The sequence below is a fragment of the Halothiobacillus neapolitanus c2 genome (assembly GCF_000024765.1).
In the GTDB taxonomy this organism is placed as follows: domain Bacteria; phylum Pseudomonadota; class Gammaproteobacteria; order Halothiobacillales; family Halothiobacillaceae; genus Halothiobacillus; species Halothiobacillus neapolitanus.
Map to the genome: position 1 here is coordinate 1805064 of NC_013422.1, position 17627 is coordinate 1822690.

At 54.6% G+C, this 17627-nt stretch carries 13 protein-coding genes; 10 read left to right on the plus strand and 3 right to left on the minus strand.

From position 1 onward, the window contains the following. Window positions 1–15 precede the first annotated feature (15 nt). Window positions 16–807, plus strand: a complete 792-nt coding sequence (folE2, locus tag HNEAP_RS08380) for a GTP cyclohydrolase FolE2 (protein ID WP_012824539.1) — start codon at window positions 16–18, stop codon at window positions 805–807. Window positions 808–1300: 493 nt separating this feature from the next. Further along, window positions 1301–4177 (plus strand): EAL domain-containing protein, encoded by a 2877-nt coding sequence (locus tag HNEAP_RS08385; protein WP_012824540.1) that lies wholly within the window; start codon window positions 1301–1303, stop codon window positions 4175–4177. Here HNEAP_RS08385 and HNEAP_RS08390 read toward each other — a convergent pair. After that, window positions 4139–4957 carry a TatD family hydrolase gene (locus HNEAP_RS08390; protein WP_012824541.1) on the minus strand — a complete coding sequence of 273 codons (819 nt, stop codon included), beginning with the start codon at window positions 4955–4957 and terminating at the stop codon, window positions 4139–4141. The two genes, HNEAP_RS08385 and HNEAP_RS08390, sit on opposite strands and share 39 nt — an antisense overlap. Window positions 4958–5091: 134 nt before the next feature. Between HNEAP_RS08390 and HNEAP_RS08395 the strand changes: the two genes are divergently transcribed. The 4 genes from HNEAP_RS08395 to HNEAP_RS08410 all read left to right on the plus strand — a co-directional run bounded on the left by HNEAP_RS08395 (window position 5092) and on the right by HNEAP_RS08410 (window position 10173). After that, complete coding sequence (locus HNEAP_RS08395) at window positions 5092–5910, plus strand: motility protein A (RefSeq protein WP_012824542.1); 819 nt, start codon at window positions 5092–5094, stop codon at window positions 5908–5910. A gap of 11 nt (window positions 5911–5921) precedes the next feature. Beyond that, window positions 5922–6893, plus strand: a complete 972-nt coding sequence (locus HNEAP_RS08400) for an OmpA family protein (RefSeq protein WP_012824543.1) — start codon at window positions 5922–5924, stop codon at window positions 6891–6893. Between the two features lie 20 nt (window positions 6894–6913). Continuing rightward, window positions 6914–7393, plus strand: a complete 480-nt coding sequence (locus HNEAP_RS08405) for an HIT family protein (RefSeq protein WP_012824544.1) — start codon at window positions 6914–6916, stop codon at window positions 7391–7393. 173 nt (window positions 7394–7566) lie between these two features. Continuing rightward, window positions 7567–10173, plus strand: a complete 2607-nt coding sequence (locus tag HNEAP_RS08410; RefSeq protein WP_012824545.1) for an EAL domain-containing protein — start codon at window positions 7567–7569, stop codon at window positions 10171–10173. Between the two features lie 78 nt (window positions 10174–10251). Here HNEAP_RS08410 and polA read toward each other — a convergent pair whose 3' ends face one another. Further along, complete coding sequence (gene polA / locus HNEAP_RS08415) at window positions 10252–13074, minus strand: DNA polymerase I (RefSeq protein WP_012824546.1); 2823 nt, start codon at window positions 13072–13074, stop codon at window positions 10252–10254. 149 nt (window positions 13075–13223) lie between these two features. Between polA and HNEAP_RS08420 the strand changes: the two genes are divergently transcribed. From HNEAP_RS08420 to HNEAP_RS08435, 4 genes are all read left to right on the plus strand, one after another. After that, window positions 13224–13943: an LOG family protein gene (locus tag HNEAP_RS08420; RefSeq protein ID WP_012824547.1), complete on the plus strand. Its 720-nt coding sequence runs from the start codon at window positions 13224–13226 to the stop codon at window positions 13941–13943. 162 nt (window positions 13944–14105) lie between these two features. Continuing rightward, a complete protein-coding gene (locus HNEAP_RS08425) occupies window positions 14106–15071 on the plus strand; it encodes a homoserine kinase (RefSeq protein WP_012824548.1) in 966 nt (321 codons plus the stop codon). Continuing rightward, entirely contained in the window at window positions 15064–16065 is a 1002-nt protein-coding gene (dusB, locus tag HNEAP_RS08430; RefSeq protein ID WP_012824549.1) for a tRNA dihydrouridine synthase DusB, read from the plus strand. Before HNEAP_RS08425 ends, dusB begins: the two co-directional genes overlap by 8 nt. Before the next feature lie 34 nt (window positions 16066–16099). Further along, window positions 16100–16420: a helix-turn-helix domain-containing protein gene (locus HNEAP_RS08435; protein ID WP_012824550.1), complete on the plus strand. Its 321-nt coding sequence runs from the start codon at window positions 16100–16102 to the stop codon at window positions 16418–16420. Between the two features lie 317 nt (window positions 16421–16737). Here HNEAP_RS08435 and HNEAP_RS08440 read toward each other — a convergent pair whose 3' ends face one another. Further along, window positions 16738–17505 (minus strand): tRNA threonylcarbamoyladenosine dehydratase, encoded by a 768-nt coding sequence (locus tag HNEAP_RS08440; protein ID WP_012824551.1) that lies wholly within the window; start codon window positions 17503–17505, stop codon window positions 16738–16740. Between the last annotated feature and the right edge of the window lie 122 nt (window positions 17506–17627).

Sequence of the window (17627 nt, forward strand, 5' to 3'; positions counted from 1 at the left end):
CAGGAATCTTCTCTCATGACCCAGAGCGCCATGCCTGATGTGCAATCTTCATTCGATCCACGCAATATCGAGATCGACCGTGTGGGCATCAAGGCCATCAAGCATCCGCTCACCATCGTTGATGGCGATCATCGTCAGGCAACGATAGCCGAGTGCGAACTGACCGTCGCCCTGCCCGCCGATAAAAAGGGCACACACATGTCCCGCTTTGTCGCGCTGCTGAATGCCGAGCCGCTGGTTTTATCGCTGGCCACCCTGCCCGACTGGACGCGCCGCATGGCCGAATTGCTGCACGCGCAAACCGCCGATGTGCTATTTGCCATGCCCTTTTTCGTGGAAAAATCCGCCCCCGTCAGCGGCCAGAAAGCCCTGATGGACTACCAACTAAGCCTCAGCGCTCACCTTGACGACCAGGGTCAAATCGAAACCCAACTCGAACTCGTTGTGCCCGTCACCAGTCTGTGCCCCTGCTCCAAAGAAATCTCCAGCTACGGCGCACACAACCAGCGCTCGCACGTGACTGTCACGGCCCGCGTCACCGACGCGTCCCTCTCAATTGTCGATTTAATCGGCAAAATTGAAGATCAAGGCTCCTGTGCGCTTTGGGGCTTGCTTAAACGCCCAGATGAAAAATACATCACCGAATACGCCTTTGATCACCCTAAATTCGTCGAAGACATGATCCGCGACGTGGCAGGCACCTTAGCCGATTACCCCGGCATTGACGGCTATCGCGTCACCGTCGAAAACTTCGAGTCGATTCACAACCATTCAGCCTGGGCTGTTATTGACCGGCTTGGCTCATAAGCCAGATACGGCTCATATAACAGGGCATTAAAAGACCAGTAGGCACCTCGAAAAACCCGTGATTCGTCGTTCCCGCGAAAGCGGGAACCCAGAAAAATCAAGGCGCTGGATTCCCGCCTACGCGGGAATGACGGGTTTTTCGAGGTACCCCAGTATCAGCCATTTGTTAAGGGGTGGCATGTACGCACAGTACAAAAATATTCATCTCAAGCCATTGTTTTTTAATTCAAAAAAGGAATATCAAGAGTAAATCAAAGCGTGCGTGGCGCAAAGCTACGTGCCGCCATGTACAAGCCTCTCGCCTGTACAACAGATGCCCTCCTAAGCCGGCATTTACACGAAGAAATGCCCCTGAGCACGCCGAAATAAATCAATGTGCATCTTCGATCTTTTCACTTAGTATCGATACACATGCTCCAGTAACGGATTTACAAAGGATCATTTCAGGCTTGAATTGCCCGCAAATTGTGAGATACCCAAGAGACGCTCAGGAATGCCGCTCGAAACTCTTATTTTGATTTTCACCGCCGGATTGATGGCGTATGCGACCGTGCAGCATGCCACTTCCGCCTTGGAAAACCCGATAGATAAAGTGCAATTCATTTTTGCCGGCATCACGGCATTGATCATCCCGTTTGCGTTTTTTCAAATTTTGATGATGCAGGCCACCACTGAATCGGATTTCATCTGGGCGCTCAAGGCCAATCTATCTGCTGGCCTGCTTATCGGGGCACTTCTCCCTTGGTTCGCCGCGATCTATACCCAACGGAAGACGCTATGGCACTGGGTCCTGAGCCTAGCGTCGCTTTCCTTGGCTATCGCCAATCTCTGGCAACCGTACAGCCTTCAATACAACCTGTTTTCAGGGATAAGCTCAAAGCAGATGCCCTGGGGAGAAACTTATACCGACGGTATCGGGACCAGTGGTTCTTTGAGTTATGTTGCAGCCACCGTCGTAGTGCTCATCTACATCTACTGTCTTTATGCATTTTGGCGCCACTATCGACACAAGTGCCGCTGGGTAGATTTGATCTTGTTCTTGGCATTTACGCTCTCATTCATTGCCACGATCATCGGGATTTTGATTCGCTTGTCCATCTTGGACTGGATACTACCGGGTCCCGTCGGGTTTATCGGCATGGTCCTGGCTATGAGCATAGCCTTATCCATTAATAAGAATCATCGGCTCCAATCCTCGGAAAAGCGTTTTCGAACACTGATTGAACAGTCATCGTTCGGGATTCAGTTGGTTTCAGTCCACGGGAACATAGAGCTCACTAACCCAGCATGGCAAAAAATGCGAGGGTTAATCGCCAACGACTTTGATCAAGGCCCCATCAGCAGAGACCATTATGTGCTCCGTCAAGGGCTGATGCCTTTTATCCACCGTGGTTTTGCCGGTGAGTCAGTCGATATCCCTCCGCTTCGATGGGAAACCCCCGAGCCGAACGCCGAGTACCATTCAAATGCAACACGTTGGATTCAAACAAAGATCGGCCCGATCAGAGATGAGAACGGTTCGGTATCCCATATCATTCTGGTGCATGAAGACGTCACCGAAGAGCAGCAGGTTGAAACGGCCATTCATAAAATCGCTGCGGGTGTCGCTTCGCCATCGGATCAGCAGTTCTTTCAGCAAATGGTTGTCAGTCTTGTTGAGTTATTTCATGTCGATGCCGCATTCATTGGTGCCTTGGATGAAACGGACCCACAAAAATTAACCACACTGGCCTTGTACTCTGGCGGAACGCTGCAGGAAAACCTTCGGAACTACCCCTTTGATGCGAAATTCAATTGTCTGAATCCTAATCAGCAACTCGCGGATGTTTCCGACGCGCCAGCGGTTTGCCCAGTTCCAGATCTTCTGGCACAAATCGGCATTCAACATTATCGATGCGCGATGTTATGCGACAACAAAAACGAACCGACCGGCCTGCTTGTTCTGTTGAATCGATCGCCTGCTAATCTCTCGAAAATAAATCCCGATATTCTGGCAATTTTTGTTGCACGTGCGGGGGCCGAAGTCCAACAAATCAAGGCAGATCAACATATCCGCCAGCTAGCTTATGAAGACTACCTGACCGGTTTAAGCAACCGTGCCCTCTTTCACCAACGGCTGAGCCAGACCCTCGCCGAAGCCCGATCGTCCATGCATCTCGGGGCACTTTTACTTATCGATCTCGATCATTTCAAGACCATCAATGACGCCCTTGGGCACGATGTTGGCGACGACGTACTCAAAGCCGTTGCCATCCGAACCAAAGAAGCAACGGATGAAAAAACGCTACTTGCGCGCTTTGGCGGGGATGAATTTGTCGCATTGATGTTGCTCGACACCACCGTGATCGATACGGCAGAGCAGCTGGCTAGTAAAACGGCAAAACATATTCTGGATGCACTCAAAGCGCCACTATCGGTAAATGGGCGCGATTTTTCGGTGGGCGCCAGTATTGGAGTCGTTGTTTTTCCGCAAGAGAATGAAACCGAACTCGATATTCTGCGCCATGCCGATATGGCCTTATACAAGGCTAAAAAACACGGACGCAATAACGTTCAGTTGTTTAATCCAAGCCTGCAGATTGCAGCGACTACTCGACTCAAGCTGGAAGAAGGTTTGCGCGCTGCTGTTGGCAACAACGAATTAAGCCTTAACTACCAACCTCAAGTGAATATAGACGGTTGTTGTATCGGTGTCGAAGCGCTGTTGCGCTGGCATCACCCAGAACTGGGCGTCGTCTCGCCCGATGAGTTCATCCCCATTGCCGAAGAAACCGGCCTGATCCATCCCATCGGTCTATGGGTACTTGAGCAGGCGTGCAAAGATCTCAGTCGGTGGCACGAAAACGGCATTCCCTTCCAAGGTCACATGGCAGTGAATGTTAGCCCGTGGCAACTCATCAGCACGAACTTTGTAAATGAAATCAAACAGATCGTGGAACAGTACCCGCTTGATCCCAAGCGCATCATGCTCGAAGTGACTGAATCCACTCTTTTGCACAATCGATATGAAAGCATCGCCAAACTCGAACAACTGCGCCATCTGGGATTCAAAATATCACTGGATGATTTCGGCACAGGGTATTCGTCGCTTTCCTACCTCAAAGATATCCCCCTAGATCAGCTAAAAATTGATAAGTCATTCATTGATGAGTTGGAAAAAACAGATGATGAACAGCCACTTCTGGCAAGTATTTATGCCATTGGCATTCACATGCATCTGGCGATTATTGCCGAGGGTGTGGAAACACAAAACCAGTGTGAACGATTAATTTCCATGGGCGGTAAGGCGTTTCAGGGCTATCTGTTCAGCAAACCTCTGACAGAGTTAGATTTAATCGCGTGGTTGAGGGGGACTCAACGTACCCGATAACAGACGGTTGCCAAACACAGTCTTCGCATTGGCATCCAATTGTTCTGCGAGCGTAGGTACGTCCATTGCGAACAGTTCTGCGAGCACATCGAGCTGTTCGACGATAAAGGCGGGTTCATTCAGTTCGCCTTGATGCGTATGTCCGGGCTGGTTTGGCGCATCTGATTCGAGCAACAATGCCTCGACGGGCAGTGCGCTTAACATGGCCCGCACACGCGTGGCGCGCGGATGGGTGATGGCCGTGCCGACCCCGAGATAGAACCCCTGTTCAATCAACTGATGGGCCTGCTGTAATGAGCCGGTAAAGCCGTGCACGACTCCTCGAAGCGCGGGATGGCGGCGAATGACCGCCAGCAATTGATCGGCTGATTTGCGCTCGTGCAAAATCACGGGCAATTGCTGCTGCAAAGCAATGTTGATCTGCCCGATAAACAACTCATGTTGGCGCGTCGCATCGGGCATCTTGGGCGCAAAATCCAACCCGATCTCGCCGATGGCCAGCACCCGGTCGCCTTCCTGTTCAATCCAGCTCGCTAAAGCCTTCAACGCGGTGCTCGATTCGACCCGATCAGCCCACCAAGGATGCACGCCATACGCCAGACCAACCGGCACCCCAAGGTTCTCGGCCTTCTGCGCTACTTCGCTTTGCTCTTTCCATTGATCAGGAGCGACACCCACGGATATCACGCCATCGACACCTGCCTGCCGCATTCGTGCCACCACGTCGGGCAATGGCAGACGCGCAACCAGATCGTCAAGGTGACAATGTGTATCGAACATTACATACCAGCCCTGATATCGATTGAAGCCTTCACACCGGCGCTCTCCAAACATTCGGCTCAATAAATCGAGTATTCTGCCGATGACATGGGAGAACCTTGTGATCCGTGAGCACTTGAAATGAGAGCACTGTTTTGAATCCAGCAACCCTGTTAGGCATTTTTGGCGGATTTGGCATTGTCATCGGTGCTATTTTCCTGTCATCGAACCATGTGTCTGATTTTTTCAGCCCCACAAGCCTTTTTCTTGTGCTGGGCGGTACGATTGCGGCCACGCTGATCAGCTACCCGCTGCATGAAGTGTTGCGGGTTTTTCGTGTTTTTACGATTGTACTGCGCAACGAGCGGTTGTATACCGAGCGCGATATTGCCGAATTGGTTGATGTCGCCAAACTCAAGTTTCAGGGGCAGATCAACCGCGCGGATGAGAAGCTCACCAAAATCAACAATCCCTTTTTGAGAACCGGGATGCAGATGGTGCTCGACGGCGCATCGAATGAAGACATCATGACACTGCTGCAATGGCGAATCGGCCGGATGCGCGCCCGTGAACGCGCCGAAGCGCAGATTTTCCGCACCATGGCCGCCTTCGCCCCCGCGTTCGGCATGCTGGGTACGCTCCTTGGGCTGATTAATATGCTCCATGCCATGGACGCCGCACACTTCGCGGACATCGGTGTGAACATGGCATTGGCATTGATCACGACGCTCTACGGCATTCTGCTGTCTAACATGATTTTCAAGCCCATCGCGCTCAAACTCGAACGCCGAACCGAGCAGCGGGTGATGGTGATGAACATGATGGTCGAAGGCGTGATGCTGATGCAACAACAGCGCTCTCCGGCTTTCATCCGCGAAACGCTGCAATCGTTCCTCGCCCAAAGCGAAGATGAACTGCGCGAGGGAGCCAGCCAGCCCGGCAAGCGTTCGGGTTCGGTGCGCGGCACACGTTAGGCGCAACAGCCATGAGTACCCAGCAGCCACCGCCTAATCACGCTTTGAACGATCAAGTCACTCAGAGCATCCAGTCGGAAATCGAACTCGCCGAAAAAACAGGCGCATTTTCTCGGCCATGGCACGAAGGCTGGGAAGAAGATGCCCATCTGATCGAAGATGACCAGTCGTTCTGGTTGCTTACGATGGTCGATTTAATGACGTTGCTGCTCACGATGTTCGTCCTGCTCGCCGCCTACGCGTATCAGAGCAAGGACAATACCGTCACCATGGTTGCTAGCAGCGGCAGCACGCAACAGGCGCAAAAAGTAGATAAAACCCCCACGCCCCAGACCGGCCCGATGCCAACCACACAAACCTCGCCGGGAGAAACGCCGACTCAGGGTAATATTCCACAGGCCGGCAACGCCCTGATCGGCAAAGCGGGCGAAACGGTCCTTGACCACGCGAAACCATCCGCCCAAAGCTCTTCTGCCAACGACAAAGCATCGCAAGATCAGGCCCGCGCTCTGTTTGCCGGCTTAGGCAAAGACGTCGATGTTTCTGTGGTCAAAGGGCGCATTAATCTTCGCGTTAAAGACAATATCCTCTTTTCTTCGGGGAATTCGGCGCTCTCGGCTGCCGGCATGCAATTGCTCAAACGTTTGGCCGACCGCCTTAAGGCAGGCGATTATCCCATCGCCGTTCAGGGGCACACAGACAACGTGCCAATCCACACCTTGCAATTCCCCTCGAATTGGGAACTATCTGCGGCGCGTGCGGCGGCTGTTGTGCAGGAGTTGATCGCCAGCGGTGTTCAGCCGAATCGGCTTTCGGCCATTGGCTTTGCCGACACGCACCCGATAACCTCGAATGACACGGCCAGCGGCCGGGCAGAAAATCGTCGGGTGGATCTGGAATTACAACTGCCCGCCAGTATGCTGTCCAAAGTCATTGCGGGAACCAACCCCGCATCCCCAACCCAGCCTGCAAGCCAGCCATAAAAGCCAGCAAGGAAAAACCCATGATGCAGCAGACCGATCAGCCCCTCGCCGGCAGTACTACCAATGAGGCTGCCTGGAAGCTCCATCCGCAATTGCTGGCCGATTCCATACCGGTCACAGAACTGCCCATCTGCGCTGTCCGCCTGCTCGACGATGCCCGCTTCCCCTGGATTCTGCTGATACCGCGCATCGCCGGGCTCACACAATGGCTGGACATGCCACTGGAAATCGCTCATCAGGTGCTGGATGAAGTGAATGAAGCCCAACAGATATTGCAGCAGATATTTACCCCCATTCGCATCAACGTCGCCGCAATCGGCAACCGGGTTGATCAGTTACACATTCACTGCGTTGCCCGTTTCAGCAACGATGCTGCTTGGCCGGATGTCGTCTGGGGGCATGGCACACGCCAACCGTATAACCCGCTTGATCGACTGACTCGGGCGAACGCAATCGCCGCTGGACTCGCAACGCACTCTCAGCGACACTCTAGCAACTGAAGGAATGCCTGAATAAACTGCGCGCATCAAACAAATCAAAATCCATGATTCAGATTGGCGCCATTTCCCCGACAACTGAGCGTTAAGAGGAAATAACGGCACAAGCCTGCGCTGCAGTACATCCAGACTTTTCAGAGATTTCTTGGTCGTAAAACCCATAAGGACAACCGGTTATGCGCATCGTGCCTTTATCGCTCCAATTCCTGATGTTCCTCGGCCTCCAGGTCGCCTTGAGCCTCGGTTTGGTTTTCTATCTCAACACACTGGCCACTAATAACTTCCAGACCTTCCAGCGTGCGAGTTCGGGATTTGTTGAGTCCAGCAAAACCATCGAAACTCTACGGAAATCATTTGCCGCCACCAGCGCAGAGATCGAGCAGATCACCAGCCAGTTTTCGGCGGGGCAGCGCGTCGATGTTCGCGATCAGGTACTTGCACTTCAGCAGGTTGCGGCGGCTATCCGCACCGATACCGCGTTGGCCAGTCTGCGTGAAGCGGCGGGCACACAGGTCATGGCGCTTTCAAAAAGTATCGATCAGCAGGCACAAGCATTGATCAATGCCGCCTCGGCAACGGCATCTGCCACACCCGCCGAAGTCAAAGACATACAAAGTCAGCTACGCCAGGAACGCAGTCGAATCATGGTGGACGATTTCGGTGCGTTGATCAGCGCCGCGAATCAGAATCTGGAAGACACCATGGCCCTGTTGCGCGGTGCGACCGAATCGCTGAGCAGCCAGTACCAGACCCTGTTGATCCTGTTTATCGTGTTGCAGATCGCGCTCATGATGACGGCGCTGTGGTACTTCAATTATCAGATCAAGCAGTTGGCCGACATTACGGATCGACTGATCGATGGCGAGGCCACCGCAGCCTTACCCCAACAGAAACGTCACGATCAGATCGGTCGTCTGGCCCGAGCCGTTCAGCATTTTAGAACCACGCTGATCACTCTTTCCGATTCACGCGAGCAACTCAAAGCCATCCTGAAAAAGCACGACCAGGAAACTTTGAGCCGCCGCAGGGCAGAAAAGCAGCTCACACTGGCAGCTTCGGTGTTCGAGAACGTACAGGAAGCCGTTCTGCTGACCGATATTTCAGGACACGTCACCCGAGCAAACCCGGTGGCCCTTGAAATGCTGCACAGCACAGAAAAACAATTGGCAAGCAAACCACTGCTTGAATTCCTGCTAAATCATGACGCAACCGTAGTTGAGCCGCTTTGGCGACAGGTTCTGGATCAAGGATATTGGTCTGGTGAGGTGGAATTCACGCCAGAAAAATCCTCGACCATCACGGCGTTAATATCGATCAAGCTCATGGGTGAGGCACGTGAAGGCCGAGGCCATGTGATTTTCGTACTCAACGACCACACAGAAATTCGGGCACGTGAAGCAAAAATGCGTTTCCTCGCCGAGCAAGACACCGTAACCGGGCTATACAACCGTCACTACTTCATTACGCAGGGCGAGAAACGGATTGCGCAGCATCCGAACTCATCGTTCAGCATTATTTTGATCGGTATCGATAATTTCCGCTCCATCAATGATGCGTTGGGTCACCACGATGGCGATCAGGTCCTTGTCGAGATCGGGCGGGCCCTTGCAGCCCTGTTGCCCGCAAGTGCGGTACTGGCGCGTGTCGATGGTGATGAATTTGCCTTCTACTGGACGCCCAAGGATGAACAAAACCACGAAGAAGAACTCCGCGCATTCGCCGAACATGCGCTTGCTTCGGCTCGACAGCCGCTTCACGTCAACAGCTATCAGATCACGTTGAAACTCAGTGCTGGGACGAGCACCTATCCCAACGATGGCGACAACATCGAGGATCTGATCAAAACAAACGATATCGCCCTGTCGATGGCCAAATCAGAGGGCGGCGATCGTCTTTATATGCACGGCGCGCAGGCTCAAAATCTTGCGCGGCGACGGTTCATGCTGCAACAGGCTTTGGATAAGGCCCTGGGCAAACGCGAGTTGCGCCTGAGCTATCAGCCTCAGGTTTCCCTGGCGAATGGTCAAATTAACGGATTTGAGGTTCTGATGCGATGGCGTCATGGCGGCGAATGGGTTTCGCCTGAGGAATTCATTCCACTCGCCGAGGAAACCGACACCATTGTGCGTATCACCGAATGGGCCTTCACCGAAGCCTGTAATCGCATCCGCGAGTGGCAACGGCAAACAGAAGAAACATTCAATCTGTCACTGAATCTGCCGCCACGACTACTGTTGACCGATAAAATCGACGAGCGGTTGGTGAATATCGCCAAAAAGGCGGGTCTGCCTCTTTCATCGATCACACTTGAGATTACCGAAAGTAGCTTCGGCAACGATCCGAGTCTGATGTCAGACCAATTGCATCGTTTGGCGATGCAAGGCTTCACCATTGCCATCGATGATTTCGGTACCGGTTATTCTTCGCTGGCCTATCTGAGCACGCTACCCATTTCCAAGATCAAGATCGACAAGAAGTTTGTTGACTTGATCAGCGAAGATGCAGAGTCGTGCAAACTCCTCAAGTCCATTTTCGCGATGGCAGAATCACTGGAACTGGATATCGTGGTCGAAGGGGTTGAGACCGCCGACCAATTGGTTCTGCTCAAGAAATTCGATGTGCGTGTGGACATTCAAGGCTTTGTATTCGAACCGGCGCAAAACGAGGACTTCTGGGAAGGTCTATTCCTGGAAGGCAAGACCCACGTCTATGAAGTTCCCGAATTGCGATCGCCCAAGCCGAAGACCGCCGCAGAGAGCAACAATCCGCTTACATTCAATTAGACCGAATTGGTCACTGGGCAAACTACCAGCCCCGGATTGGACTTATCCCCTTCCCCACTAGAGCCTGTCAAACAGGCCCTAGTGCGCTTCGGCCCAACTTCTCCCGATGCCGATACCCACTTCAAGCGGCACATTCAATTTTGCAGCCCCTGTCATCTGTGCGCGGATGATCGGCTCGATCTCGGCGACGTCGGACTCGGGCACCTCGAAGATCAATTCATCGTGCACCTGTAAAATCATCCGGGCTCGCCCGGGCACCACCAGCAGCTTATGCAAAGCGATCATCGCTATCTTGATGATATCCGCCGCCGTACCCTGCATCGGCGCGTTGATGGCGGTTCGCTCGGCATATTGGCGTCGCTGGCCATTACGGCTGTGAATCTCCGGCAAATATAAGCGACGACCGAATACGGTTTCCACGTAGCCCATCTGGCGCGCCTGCTGCCGCATTCGCTCCATGTATTTCGCCACGCCGGGATAGCGGGCGAAATAGAGATCGATATAGGCCTGCGCCTCACCACGCGGCACATCAAGCTGTTTGGCCAACCCGAAGGCGGACATGCCATAAATCAAACCGAAATTGATTGCTTTCGCCGCTCGACGCTGATTATCGGAAACTTCGACTTCCTTGACCCCGAACACCTCCGCCGCCGTGGCACGGTGAATATCTTCTCCGGCGGCAAAGGCCGCGCATAGACGCTCATCTTCGGACAAATGCGCCATGATGCGTAATTCGATCTGCGAGTAGTCTGCTGAAATGAGTTTGCACCCCGGATCGGCGACAAATGCCTGCCGTATCCGCCGGCCTTCTTCACTGCGAATCGGAATGTTCTGCAGGTTCGGATTGGATGAAGAAAGCCGCCCGGTCGCGGTCACGGCTTGATGAAAAGCGCTATGGACACGGCCCGTGTGGGTGTGGATGTCTTCGGGCAATCGGTCGATATAGGTTGATTTGAGCTTGCTTAGCCCGCGGTAATCGAGAATCAACGCGGGCAAGGGATGGCTACCTACCAGCTCGCCAAGCGCTTCTTCGTCGGTAGACGGCTCGCCCTTTGGCGTCTTTTTGCCCACGGGCAGTTTGAGTTCATCGAACAACAACTCCTTGAGCTGTTTGGTCGACCCCAGATTGAATTCGCGCCCAGCTTCTTTGAACGCGGCCTGCTCCACCGCGGCAATCCGCTCACCGATGGCCTTGCCCTGAATTGCGAGCTCACCCCGATCCACCCGCACCCCCGCGCGCTCCATGGCCACCAGCACTTCAATCAGCGGCTGCTCGATTGTTTCGTACACTGAGCGTAAATCGGGTTCGACCGACAATTTAGGCCACAAACACTGCTGCAATTGCCCCGTTACATCGGCATCTTCGGCCGCATAGGGGCCCGCTTGTTCAAGATGTATCTCGGGGAAGCTCAGTGCTTTGGCGCCCTTGCCGGCAATATCTTCAAACGTGATGGTCGAGCGCCCCAAATACTTTGCCGCCAGCGAATCCATGTCATGCCGTGTGGCGGTTGAATCCAGCACATAGGATTCGAGCATGGTGTCGAATAACACGCCGCGCAGCGTGATGCCATGATTAGCCAACATGTGGCTGTCGAACTTGGCGTTCTGCATCACCTTGGTTCGGGATGCATCTTCAAGCCAAGGTTTGAGATCGGCCAGCACCGTGTCCCGATCCAGTTGCGCCGGCGCGCCGGGATAGTTGTGTGCCAGCGGCACGTAGGCCGCACGATTGTCTTCAATCGAAAAGGAAACGCCGACGATCCGGCCAGCGAATAAATCCAGCGAATCGGTTTCGGTGTCAAAAGCCACCCAATCCATCTTCTTGTCGGTTTTCTTGTCCGCGTTTTTGATTTGCTCCAGCCAACGCTGCCAATCGGCATCCGTCAGGATGGTTTCGTACATCGGCGGATCGCTCAGGGGCAGTTGCCCATCATCCGAAGAAGTACGCCGAGTTTCCTGGCTTGGTGTAGAAACGGGAGCAGGAACCGAAGACGCCTCTGAAAACTGCCTGCGTAGCGTATTGAGTCCAAACTTCTCCGCCAGCGCACGGACTGCATCGACATCCGGTTCCTCTACAGCCAGATCCGCCAGGGCAATGGGCAGGTCGCAATCGGTGCGAATCGTCACCAGCTCACGCCCGATGGGCAGAAATTCCTTGGCAGCCCGCAGCGACTCGCCCACCTTGCCTTTGATTTGATCGGCATGGGCCATCAAATTATCCAGCGATTGCCATTCATTGAGCCATTTGGCGGCTGTTTTCGGGCCACATCCCGGCACACCGGGCACGTTATCTACTGTATCCCCAACCAGCGTCAGGTAATCGATGAACTGAGCTGCGGTGATGCCATATTTCGCTTCGATAGCCGCTTCATCCAGCACCGTATTGGTCATGGTGTTCACCAGACGTATTCCCTCGGTCACCAACTGCGCAAAGTCCTTGTCGGCGGTCGCGACCAGCACCGATTCACCGTTCTGCCGCGCCTGATGCATTAGTGTCCCGATCACATCATCGGCTTCCACACCCGAAACGCACAACAACGGAAAACCCAATGCTCGCACCAACTCATGCACCGGCTCGATTTGCACGCGCAGGTCATCCGGCAGCGGTGGGCGTTGTGCTTTGTATTCGGGATAGAGTTCATCGCGAAATGTCGGGCCGGGCGCATCGAACACCACGGCCATACGGTCGGGATTTTCCTCTCGCCGAAGTTTCTGCAACATATTGATCACGCCGTGAATCGCGCCCGTCGGTGTGCCATCCGGTGCCGTCAGCGGGGGCAGCGCATGGAAGGCACGGAACAGGAACGAACTACCATCCACCAGAATCAGCGATTTGGATTTCACTGTCGGTTCGGCGGGCTCGACTGGAAGGGCAACGTGCGAGGAAAAGAGATCATTCATGGTTGGTCATCGAAATTTGGCTTCAAGGTCGGTACTATGCCACATGCTCTTGGGCATAGGCTGCTGCCACGGGCGATTCGACCAAGACGGCTCATTGAACCGGGCTACAAATAAGCAAACCAGCTAAACACACCAGATGACATCCGCGCATGAGTCCAAAAATACCCAATCACCCGTCCCGTCTCGATAAAAGCGAACGACTGAGCCAGGAATCGTGGAAAATTTTCCAGATCATGGCCGAATTCGTGCAGGGTTATGAAACGCTGGCCAGCATTGAACCTGCTGTTACCATTTTCGGTTCCGCCCGATTTGCGCCCGATCATCCCCACTATCTGATGACCGTCGAAATCGCCCGGCTCCTCTCGGACGGCGGTTTTGCGGTTGTCTCCGGTGGCGGGCCCGGCATCATGGAGGCCGCGAACAAGGGCGCGAAGGAAGGCGGCGCGCCGAGTGTCGGTTTGAATATCACCCTGCCGCACGAGCAGCACGACAATCCATATCAGGATATTTCCCTGCATTTTCAGCATTTTTTTGCGCGCAAGGTCATGTTCGTAAAATACGCTTCTGCCTATGTCGTCATGCCAGGCGGCTTCGGCACGCTGGATGAAATGGCGGAGATACTCACGCTGGTGCAAACCGGCAAATCCCGCCGCATTCCCATCATTCTGGTGGGCACTGCGTTCTGGAGCGGCCTGCTGAATTGGTTCAAACAGACACTGTTGACCGAGGGCACTATTGGCGAGGGTGATATGGATCTGATGACCGTTTGTGATGAGCCACAAACCGTGGTCAGTACCATTTTCGATTTCTACCGCAACCGAAATTTGGGCGCGACCGCAGAAGAACAGAAGAAACTGCTCGATCTGTAAGACAGCTATAAACTGGGGCGATAAAAACGAGCATCACTCCATTCAGAGAAACCATTTTTCACGCGAGCGGTTTTCGCTTACCCTGCCCGCCAAGCCTAGTCGGACCCGTCGACCTCGACGCGTCAACGCCTCGCCGAGCCCCCAAGACCGGAACGAATTACCATGTCGGTTTTCACCACAGTACACGAACATCAACTCAACCAATTCCTGACGCAATTCGATTGCGGTCGGCTCGTTTCCTTCGCGGGCATCGCGGCAGGCATCGAGAATACCAACTACTTCGTTACCACCGATCGCTATGCGTTGGTACTGACGCTGTTCGAACACCATCAACCGGACGAACTGCACTACTTTCTCGATCTGATGGCGTATCTGGCAGAACATGACATTCCGACCGCCCACCCGATGTGCAGCAAAAGCGGCTCCTATCTCGGCGAACTCAATGGCAAACCCGCTGCACTCGTCCGCCGCCTGACGGGCGGATCGCTGGAACATCCCAATACCGAAGAATGCCGCACGATGGGCACCGCGCTCGGCCAGATGCATCGTACCAGCCCCGGTTTTGGCGGCTACCGCGAACCCGACCGGGCCTTGCCGTGGTTGCAGGAAACCGGTGCCATACTGGCGGCACATCTTGCCAAAGACATCGAAGGCGAAACCGTCGCCCTGCTTGAAGACGAGCTCGATTTTCAGCAAAACCACCCGCGCGGCCATCTGCCGCAAGGCGCCATTCATGCCGACTTGTTCCGTGATAACGCCTTGTTCGAACAGGGCCGCCTGACCGGCATCATCGACCTGTACTACGCCTGCAACGACGCCTTGGCCTATGATCTGGCCGTCACCATCAACGACTGGTGCCGCGACGAGCAGGACGGCATTGACGAAACGCGCGCCCGTGCAATGCTGGCCGGTTACCAGGGCGAACGTCCGCTCAACGACGACGAACGCGCCGCTTGGCCCGGATTGCTTCGTGCGGCCGCCATGCGTTTTTGGCTTTCGCGACTCAAGGATCAATGTTTTCCTCGCGAAGGCGAAATGACTTATCAGAAAGACCCCGAAGTTTTCCGTCGCCTGCTGATCGCCCATCGAGCACAGGCAGACGCCACCCGCGCCTGGCTCAATGGCTGAATCGCCTCCGCTGCCGCCCATCATTCTGCACGGGCGAACCGGAGACCCGGTCATCATCGACCCACCGCTCGCGCTCGCCCCCATGGCCGGTGTTTCAGACCGCCCTTTCCGCCAGCTCTGCCGTGAATACGGCGCAGGGCTGGTGGTCACGGAAATGATGAGCGCCAAACCGGAACTGCAATCCAGCGCCAAAAGTCGCCTGCGCCAAATCGACAGCAACGACATCGAACCCCGTGCGGTGCAGCTGCTGGGCAATGATCCGTTTGAGCTGGCCGAAGCCGCCCGATTTGCAGTCTCGCAAGGCGCACAACTGATCGACCTCAACCTCGGCTGCCCTGCCAAAAAGGTATGCAAACGCGCTGCAGGATCTGCACTCATGGCAGAACCGGATACCGTCGCCCGCCTTCTGGAAGCACTGGTGGCCGCCGTCGATTGTCCGGTTAGCCTGAAAATGCGCACCGGTCCGGACCGCGAGTGGCGCAATGCCGTTGCGATCGCAAAAATCGCCGAGAATGCCGGGATATCCATGCTGTCGATCCACGGGCGCACCCGCGCAGACCGCTACGAAGGCGAAGCGGAATACGACACCATTGCCGAAGTGGTTGCCGCCGTCGACCTGCCAGTGTTTGCCAATGGCGACATCACTACCCCTCAGAAAGCCCGTCAAGTGATCGCCCATACGGGCGCCGCGGGCATCATGGTCGGACGAGGCGCGTTTGGTCAGCCCTGGATTTTCTCCGCGTTAAAAGCCGAGCTCACCGGCCAACCACTCCCCAGCCCCCCGGATCGCGCCGAACGTGTCGTTGCCATCAAAAAACAATTTGAAAAAATCTATCATCATTACGGCGACTCATTAGGAATTCGCATCGCCCGAAAGCATCTGGGCTGGTATGCTGCGTCCCTTGAATTGGGTGAAGAAGATCGAGCTGTATTCAACCGCTTCGAGCACCCTGAACAGCAACGCCAATGGTTAGCGCAGCACGCTAACGGATAAACTCCCTTACCCGGCTGAACGAACGAATCCGCTTATGAATGCAAAAACACCCACGGAAGAAATCCCTCTGGCCAACGGCCACTGGCAGTGTCTGAATACGGATGAAGCACATGGTGACAACCCCGTTCAGCAGGCCGTGCGTGCAGCGCTCGATGCCTTGTGGGAAACGTTGGAAGGCGACCAGCCCAGCAATCTCTACGACCTCGTTATCGCGCAGATCGAACGCCCCCTGCTGGAAACGGCGATGATGCGCTGCGAGCAAAATCAGTCCCGCGCGGCCGAATGCCTTGGCATCAACCGCAGCACCCTGCGCAAGAAACTCAAACAGCATCAATTACTGCCCGGAGAAGGCTAAAACTGGGCAAAATCATCTTGAAGAAGAGCCGCGTTCATACGGAGCAATTCTTCGGACACTTGGTTCGATCCGGCAAATCCTCCCCAGCCCCCTTTTCAAAGGGGGCGTCTGTTTTTTTGAATGGACAGGCTTCCCCCCTCGTAAAAAGGGGATGAGGAAAAGACAGCCCCCTGTGGAGTTATTCAGGGGAGTTATTCAGGGGAGTTATTCAGGGGAAGCTCGAAATACCAGTCATTCCCGCGTAGGCGGGAATCCAGCGCCTTGATTTTTCCAGCGCTTTGATTTTTCTGGGTTCCCGCTTTCGCGGAAACGACGAATCATGGGTATTTCGAAGTGTCCTCAGACTGTTCAGAATCACTTTTCAGTACCAGCAATCGTCGAATAATCTCTCCGGCCACAATGTGACCGAAAATATTCGGCATGTAGCTGATTGTGCCATTGACGGCCCTCGGGCGAATACCGGTGTCTGTGGGCACATGCGGGGCGGGTTTGCTCGGCAGTTCGGTGGAATAGACGACCGGGATATCCAGTGCGCAATCGAGTTGGCGAAGGCGCGTGCGCAGCACACGGGCAAGGCCACAGCCTTGCACTTCGGACAGTGTGCCGACCCGTACGGCGCGCGGATCGAGGCGATTCCCCGCACCCAGCGCCGTCATGGTCATGATGCCCCGTGCCCGGGCTTGTGCCAGCAATACGGCCTTGACGCCGATCGAGTCGATACAATCGGCAATCGCATCCATGGGGTGCTGTTCCAATAGTTCGGTCACGCCGGATTCTTGCAAGAAATACGGCAGGGGCACGGTGGCAATGTCATTGCGGATCGATGCGAAGCGCGCTACGGCAACCTCTGCCTTGCTTTCCCCAATCACCGCTTCGGTTGACAGCATTTGCCGGTTGAGGTTCGAACGGCAGAATGTGTCGTGGTCGAGCAGGTAGACCGTACCCACACCGGCACGAACGAGCGACTCGGCGCACGCGCCGCCCACACCCCCCAAACCGGCGACAAGAACACGTGCCCGACGCAGCGCTTCCAAACCGTTTTCGCCAACCAGCAATTCAGTGCGCTCTTCCAATCGTTCAGACATCACTATCATTCCAGTCAAAAGAACCTCATTATGCGCAAAATTCCCGCATCTCGCCGTCTAACAACTAGAATCATCGTCATGGCTTTTATTCATGGTGTTGATTAAGCTTCATCAATGAATAT

Bases quoted from the DNA above. Each gene is read 5' to 3' on its own strand.
- folE2 (WP_012824539.1), top strand. From the start codon at position 16: ATGACCCAGAGCGCCATGCCTGATGTGCAATCTTCATTCGATCCACGC.
- HNEAP_RS08385 (WP_012824540.1), top strand. From the start codon at position 1,301: ATGCCGCTCGAAACTCTTATTTTGATTTTCACCGCCGGATTGATGGCG.
- HNEAP_RS08390 (WP_012824541.1), bottom strand. From the start codon at position 4,957: ATGTTCGATACACATTGTCACCTTGACGATCTGGTTGCGCGTCTGCCA.
- HNEAP_RS08400 (WP_012824543.1), top strand. From the start codon at position 5,922: ATGAGTACCCAGCAGCCACCGCCTAATCACGCTTTGAACGATCAAGTC.
- HNEAP_RS08405 (WP_012824544.1), top strand. From the start codon at position 6,914: ATGATGCAGCAGACCGATCAGCCCCTCGCCGGCAGTACTACCAATGAG.
- HNEAP_RS08410 (WP_012824545.1), top strand. From the start codon at position 7,567: ATGCGCATCGTGCCTTTATCGCTCCAATTCCTGATGTTCCTCGGCCTC.
- polA (WP_012824546.1), bottom strand. From the start codon at position 13,074: ATGAATGATCTCTTTTCCTCGCACGTTGCCCTTCCAGTCGAGCCCGCC.
- HNEAP_RS08420 (WP_012824547.1), top strand. From the start codon at position 13,224: ATGAGTCCAAAAATACCCAATCACCCGTCCCGTCTCGATAAAAGCGAA.
- HNEAP_RS08425 (WP_012824548.1), top strand. From the start codon at position 14,106: ATGTCGGTTTTCACCACAGTACACGAACATCAACTCAACCAATTCCTG.
- dusB (WP_012824549.1), top strand. From the start codon at position 15,064: ATGGCTGAATCGCCTCCGCTGCCGCCCATCATTCTGCACGGGCGAACC.
- HNEAP_RS08435 (WP_012824550.1), top strand. From the start codon at position 16,100: ATGAATGCAAAAACACCCACGGAAGAAATCCCTCTGGCCAACGGCCAC.
- HNEAP_RS08440 (WP_012824551.1), bottom strand. From the start codon at position 17,505: ATGTCTGAACGATTGGAAGAGCGCACTGAATTGCTGGTTGGCGAAAAC.